Below are 5,665 nucleotides of genomic sequence, written 5' to 3'. Positions count from 1 at the left end.
CAGGCTATTTTTGCTGCTTTCTTCTTCCGTAAACAACTCACTTCAGATTGAGCATTTTTAAGTAATACTACTATAACCGTTTCAGACCACTTGATGGCAAACGGGCATAGCCGCCATTAGGTGGCTATGCCCGTTGTTTATCAGAACTGCGGGTACTTACTTCACAATATAGGTGATAGGTGCGGAGGTGTCTATGCCAGCATACATGGTTTCAAAGCCCGCATAGCGATTCAGCCCTTTTTCTGTGTTTGCATCCAGAGCGCGAAAATGTTCGTCGCGCTGGGCTTCGGTGTCAAAATAGATTACATTGCTATCGGGCAGACCATTTGTTTCAGCATCGGTTTTGTCTACGGGCGCACCATAAATATCGCCAGACTGCACCGGGGTTGCCATTAGAGCCTCACTTGTATCAAACCCAGCGGACTTGCCATCATCTTTGAAAAAAGTTCCAAAGGTATCCGCAATCTGCGGAGCGGAAGCCGGTTTACCCACAATGTTGATATTGTCGTTCTGCTCCACGGGATCAGCCTGCTGTGCATTTGCGGAGGTTGCAAATGCCGTGGTTACTCCACAAACCAGAGCCAGTGCCAGAACAAGAGAGAAGATAGATGCTTTTTTGATTTTCATAATTGCGGTTATCCTTTCTTCAATCGCGTTTTTACTAAAATTGCTGCACAAGGGAGCAAAGCCGCTCCGAGTTTCTTCCATGCTGATGAGTGTCCGCGCATAAGCCGCTCTTGTGTTCTCCCCAAAAAGATGCACTACTGCCTCGTCGCATGATAGTTCAATATCCCGGTTCACAAGGATATACATAACCCAAACCAAGGGATTAAACCAATGCACACACAGCGTCGCAATCAACACTAATTTTGTAATGCTGTCAAACCGCCGGATATGCACATATTCATGCTCCAAAACATATAGAAGTGACTTTGTATTAGCCCATTCCGTAGATATTGGCATCAGAATTACGGGGTGAAATACGCCATAGGTGAGCGGAGCAGAAAACCGGCTGGACTGCCGAACGGAAATTGGGCGCTTCTGTTGATGCTTATTCAGCCAGCTTCTAATGAAGGCATTTTCTACTGGAAATGAGGTTTGAAATTCTTGCCTGCACTTCCAATATGCTACGCCAAAAACCAAAGCACAAATCAATGCGCCAACGGCCCAAATAACCACCCAAACAGAAAAACTACTTGTGGACATTGTAGCCTTTTGCCCAGTTTCTTCGACTGGCATCAACACAACAGCAAGGGGGCTTTCTGCAACGTCTATTCCTGATACATGACTGCCTAATAATGAATAGACACTAAATGCAGATGGGAAAGAGAACGGGAGTAGCAGGCGAACAACGGCTATTCCCCAAAGTGCCAAAAAGGTCTTTTTCGGGAGGCGGTTGATTGCCAAGGCACGAATGACGGTGATTGCCAAAATCATCACGCCTCCCGCAAAACTCATTTGCAACAGGCTCATTTGCATCACCTCATTCCAGGTCGCCAACAATCTGTTTCAGCTTTTCAATTTGCTCGGCGCTCAACTTTTTTCGCCCCAGCAAAGCCGCAAACAGTTTGTCCGCACATCCGTCATACACCCTGTCGATCAGTTCGTTTGTTTCTGCCTCCTGTATTTCTGTCTGCGGCACAATAGCGTGACACATGAAACCGGGATCGGAGCGTTCAATCGCGCCCTTTTTGATGCACCGCTTAACCAAGGTATAAGTCGTATTCACATTCCAACCCAATTCCTCGGTCAGCAGTTTAGCGATATACTTCGCAGGAACATCGCCATCGCGCCAAAGGACAGACATTACTTTTAGTTCAGAAGCAAACAGTTTAGTTTCCATTCGGTAGCACCTCCTTTTTAAGACCATAGTAGTGGCCACGACGTTATACTACCACAGTCTTGGAAGAATGTCAATACTACTGTGGTCTTAATTTTGCAAAAAATCTGAGTTGCCCTTGTACATTTGTTAGTGAGCTACCTTTGATTTCTTTCTACCAACCCAGCAAGGGATGGACCGGAGAAACGGGCAAGCAGGGCATCGTGGGACCCACGATGCGAAATTGGACCTCCCGCCGTGGGCGGGAGGCCCAATCTGCTTGTTGGTGGCAGCGCCCCCAAACCCCTTTGAACAGCCCCTTGGTGGGGCTGGCTGCGCGTTCCTTCGGAACGCTTTTTTGACGGGCCTGCGGCCCTCTGGAACGGTGAAAAATCATCGTTCCTCCTCCCGGCGGTCCGCTTCCTTTTCCTGCCCTTGGGCCTCATAGCCCATGAGCTTCTGCACGTTGGCCCGGACGGTCAGCAGCTCCTTCATATCCTCCCGCGCCTTGCGGAAATCGGCGTAAGCCGCCTTTTTCTCCGCCAGCAGCGCGGCATATTCAGCCTGTAAGCTCCTGACCGTGGGCAGCTTTTTCAGCCCGGATTCATCAAAAAATTTCTTTGCCGCCTGATGAAGCAGGATGTCACTCTCATGTTCGGCCTTGAATTTTTTCGAGTATCCGGCCTTGCGGTAGGCCACATAGACCTCGCGGGTCTTGGCATAGTTGATGATGTGCGTTTTCAGTACGGCGATCTCCGCCATGCGCTGCTCCGACGCCTTGATTCTGGCGGACAATTCCTGATAGCGTCCGGTGGCCTCGTCCGTTTTGGCAGTAAGGTCGGCATAATCCAACAGGTCATGCTCTGTCAGATAGTTCAGCGTCTGCGCCATCTGCTTGAGATTGAAGGTCTTGGCCCACCTTGCGTACCCGGCCCCCTTGCCCGCCTGGAGCTTGGCCTGAATATCCACCAGCAGATTCACCTTCGGCGGATCTGCGCGGCGGATATTTTTTGAAAGCGGAGTGTGTTGTTTCTCCCCGGCGAGGATGGCCAGCAGCGAGAGAATGGAGTAGTCCGCCCCCATGCTGTCCCCGTCCAGCCGGACAAACTGTTTTCCACCCGGCGCTTTCAGCCGGATGGATTTGCCACGGGGCGAGACCTCTATACCAGCGTTCCGCAGCAGCTGAAGCAAGGCATCCAGGTTGGCGGGCTTCTGCGCGAGGGCCGCGTCAATCGCCATGCGGAGCCGGTCCCGGTGACAGGGCGGCTTACTGCCCAGCCACTTGTTGTAGCTCTTGCCCCGGCGCTTGGAATTTTCCACGATGGAGTAGCCGTTCTGAACGCAGATGGTGTCGTTAAGCCGCCGTACCGCCCGCCTGGAGCCGAGGAAGTCCCGAAATTTCCAGGAATGGTCCAGGGTGGTGGAGTTCCAGATGATGTGATTATGGATGTGAGCTTTGTCCACATGGGTGCAGACGATAAAGGCGTGTTTTCCTTTGGTGAAGCGGCGGGCCAGCTCATAGCCCAGGCGGTTGGCCTCCTCCGGGGTGATCTCGCCGGGGACGAAGGACTGCCGGATGGTGTAGGCGATCACATCATCGGCCCCGCGCTTCCTGCCGGTCCTGGCGAGGTACTGCCGCTTGGCAAACAAAAACTCCGCGTCCGCGATCCGGCTGTCGCATTGGTAGCTGGAAATCAGCCTGCCGCCGTCCGTCTTGTCAGGATTCTCCACATAGTCAATGATGTCGTTGATAGCCTTGGCCACAGTCCGGCCCTTGCCGGTGTGCAGGGACATAATGCGGGTGGTTGCCATTGGCGGTCCCTCCCTTCAAAAGAAACGGTCCGCACTTGGCGGACCGTTTCTGTGTATTCAGTTTTCGCCGCACCGTTCGGCAATCGTCTTGCCTATGAGCCGAATATCCACGTCCTCAGAGGGCAGAAGCTCCCGCTTGTAGCCTCTGGTGAGCTTGTACCCCTGGTATTCCTCATACCGGGAGCGCAGCACATCCCGCAGATGCTCCGGGGTCTGGCACAGCCGGGAAGTCACCCACTCGCTGTTACTTTTCCTGCTGCTCCAATCCACCACCAGATAGCCCTGGCTGGTAGTCAGCACCTCGCAGGAATCATCTTCGGCCAGATAATCCTTGAATACCTCTAACACTTTTTTATAGGTCAGCATGATAAACACCTCTTGATTTTGATTTGATACCAGCATAACCGCACCGGCAATTTTTTGCAAGGATGCGGCCCTGCCGCTTATTCCCGATGTGTTGGGAATTGAAAAATTACTTTCTGTCTGCGCCGCGCATAGTCTAAAGTTTTCGCCGCCCCACCCCACCCATGTGTGACGCCGGAGATCACCACGTCGCTCTCCCGGACCATCCACTCGTTGCGCCGGACAATGGCATAGCGGGGCGGCACATTTTCAAGGGGCGGATAGGTGGTGCTGTCATAACGGGAATCATCCATTTTCCGGTTGAGGCAGGCCAGCACCAGCACCGCTTCAATGTTGGGTAAGCGGTCTTTTGCCGTCTCACCGCCGCCGCAGCCAGACTGTCAAAGTCTCCGTAGCCGCCGAGGTAGAAGGTGGCCGCGCCGCCCTCTATGAGTGATGGGAGTATTATGTCCAGCCACTTGGAGAAATCGCCGGTCTGATATAGTTTGCTGTGTCCGCAGAACGTGACAATCATCCGCATCACCCCATACCACCATAATACTCCACAGAAAAGACTATATAAAGTCCGTCTATTTTTGTGAAGATGGGTAAACTTAAAAAGACTTTTTATGGACGGGAGTGGTATAGGTGGATACGCAGAAACAAGTGTCATTGCGTATCCAGCAGCTTTGTGCAGAGCATGGATATAATATCAATTCTCTGGCAAGAAAAGCTGGCATCCCGCCCACAACGCTGAAAAATATCATATATGGCAACAGTCATAACCCTGGCATTATCACAATCAAACTGCTTTGTGATGGGCTGGGAATTTCTCTTTATGATTTTTTTGATACGGATTCCTTCAAAGACACTGAATTAGAAGATATAGATTAGAAAATGAACAGCCGGGGCAGTTCCCGGCTGTTCATCGTTACTGGAGCTTTGCCAGAGAGGTGAGAATTTTCTGTGCCGCGTCCCACAACCCGTCATAGCTCTGCCGCAGTTCGTCCAGATCAGCGTCATAGAATCGCCCGGTCTCATGGACGCGGCGGGTGAGCTGGTTGAGGTTGTTGCTGGACCGGCGCAGCAGGGAGACCATCTCCCGCAGCTCCGGCAATTCCAGATTGACCACATAGCCGTCCACGGCCATCTTGCGGAGATATGCCGCCATGTTTTGTGCCGAGCTGTTCCATCTTCTTCTCGATCAGCGCCCGCTCCTCCGGTGTGACGCGGAATTTCAGCTGGACCTCCCGCTGACGGTTCGGGGCCTTCACCGCTCCTGCCCCTTGGACTTGGATTTGCCGGGGGCGCTGGGGGCGGCGGAGACGGCAGATTTCTCTTGCAGCTTTTTCTTCACGGAGGGGCGGCGCAGCACCAGGGGCTGAAAGCGGTTTTCCTCTTTGAGAATCAGGGCATACGTCCTCTTCCGGCCCTCCAGCTTGGAGAGGGACAGGGACTGGAAGGGGAGCATGGACATCAGCCGGTCCGTGTCCTTGGTCTTGGCCCGCGCCAGAAAGTCCGGGGAGACCTGTGCCATGTAGTGGGTCCCGTTGGGGCTGTTGGGTTCCCTCGCGTCCTGAAACCGTTTCAAAATGCGTTCAGCCTCCGCCTTGACGGGGCGGTGACGTAAGAAAACATTTTAAGCGAGGGTCGGCGTAGCGTCAAGCTGCGCCGACTTTCGCACTCTTTTTG

7 protein-coding genes and 1 pseudogene are annotated in these 5,665 nt (G+C 52.9%); 1 reads left to right on the top strand and 7 read right to left on the bottom strand.

The features are described 5' to 3' along the window. Window positions 1-156: 156 nt before the first annotated feature. The 5 genes from D1159_RS18385 to D1159_RS19915 all read right to left on the bottom strand — a co-directional run bounded on the left by D1159_RS18385 (window position 157) and on the right by D1159_RS19915 (window position 4,311). Window positions 157-1,473 carry a M56 family metallopeptidase gene (locus D1159_RS18385; protein WP_161847049.1) on the bottom strand — a complete coding sequence of 439 codons (1,317 nt, stop codon included), beginning with the start codon at window positions 1,471-1,473 and terminating at the stop codon, window positions 157-159. Between the two features lie 10 nt (window positions 1,474-1,483). Continuing rightward, window positions 1,484-1,843, bottom strand: a complete 360-nt coding sequence (locus D1159_RS18380) for a BlaI/MecI/CopY family transcriptional regulator (RefSeq protein ID WP_161847048.1) — start codon at window positions 1,841-1,843, stop codon at window positions 1,484-1,486. Window positions 1,844-2,212: 369 nt separating this feature from the next. Then, window positions 2,213-3,631, bottom strand: a complete 1,419-nt coding sequence (locus D1159_RS18375) for a relaxase/mobilization nuclease domain-containing protein (protein ID WP_161847047.1) — start codon at window positions 3,629-3,631, stop codon at window positions 2,213-2,215. 57 nt (window positions 3,632-3,688) lie between these two features. Beyond that, window positions 3,689-3,997, bottom strand: coding sequence for a hypothetical protein (locus tag D1159_RS18370; protein WP_161847046.1), 309 nt, complete (start codon window positions 3,995-3,997; stop codon window positions 3,689-3,691). 77 nt (window positions 3,998-4,074) lie between these two features. Continuing rightward, window positions 4,075-4,311: a hypothetical protein gene (locus D1159_RS19915; RefSeq protein WP_243152398.1), complete on the bottom strand. Its 237-nt coding sequence runs from the start codon at window positions 4,309-4,311 to the stop codon at window positions 4,075-4,077. 310 nt (window positions 4,312-4,621) lie between these two features. Between D1159_RS19915 and D1159_RS18360 the strand changes: the two genes are divergently transcribed. Then, window positions 4,622-4,867 carry a helix-turn-helix transcriptional regulator gene (locus D1159_RS18360; RefSeq protein WP_161847045.1) on the top strand — a complete coding sequence of 82 codons (246 nt, stop codon included), beginning with the start codon at window positions 4,622-4,624 and terminating at the stop codon, window positions 4,865-4,867. A 37-nt stretch (window positions 4,868-4,904) separates the two neighbouring features. Here the strand turns inward: D1159_RS18360 and mobC are convergent. Beyond that, window positions 4,905-5,247 (bottom strand): annotated as a pseudogene (mobC, locus tag D1159_RS18355) (plasmid mobilization relaxosome protein MobC). Then, window positions 5,244-5,564: a hypothetical protein gene (locus D1159_RS18350; RefSeq protein ID WP_161847044.1), complete on the bottom strand. Its 321-nt coding sequence runs from the start codon at window positions 5,562-5,564 to the stop codon at window positions 5,244-5,246. The pseudogene mobC and the gene D1159_RS18350 overlap by 4 nt, the downstream one beginning before the upstream one ends. Window positions 5,565-5,665 lie beyond the last annotated feature (101 nt).

It is taken from the genome of Pseudoflavonifractor sp. 524-17, from assembly GCF_009935845.1.
Lineage (GTDB): Bacteria > Bacillota > Clostridia > Oscillospirales > Oscillospiraceae > Pseudoflavonifractor_A.
This window is presented reverse-complemented; position numbering and strand designations above follow the sequence as displayed.

What these genes read in the sequence shown, in the direction of transcription:
- D1159_RS18370 (WP_161847046.1), bottom strand. Translation starts at nt 3,997, where the DNA reads ATGCTGACCTATAAAAAAGTGTTAGAGGTATTCAAGGATTATCTGGCC.
- D1159_RS18375 (WP_161847047.1), bottom strand. Translation starts at nt 3,631, where the DNA reads ATGGCAACCACCCGCATTATGTCCCTGCACACCGGCAAGGGCCGGACT.
- D1159_RS18385 (WP_161847049.1), bottom strand. Translation starts at nt 1,473, where the DNA reads ATGAGCCTGTTGCAAATGAGTTTTGCGGGAGGCGTGATGATTTTGGCA.
- D1159_RS18380 (WP_161847048.1), bottom strand. Translation starts at nt 1,843, where the DNA reads ATGGAAACTAAACTGTTTGCTTCTGAACTAAAAGTAATGTCTGTCCTT.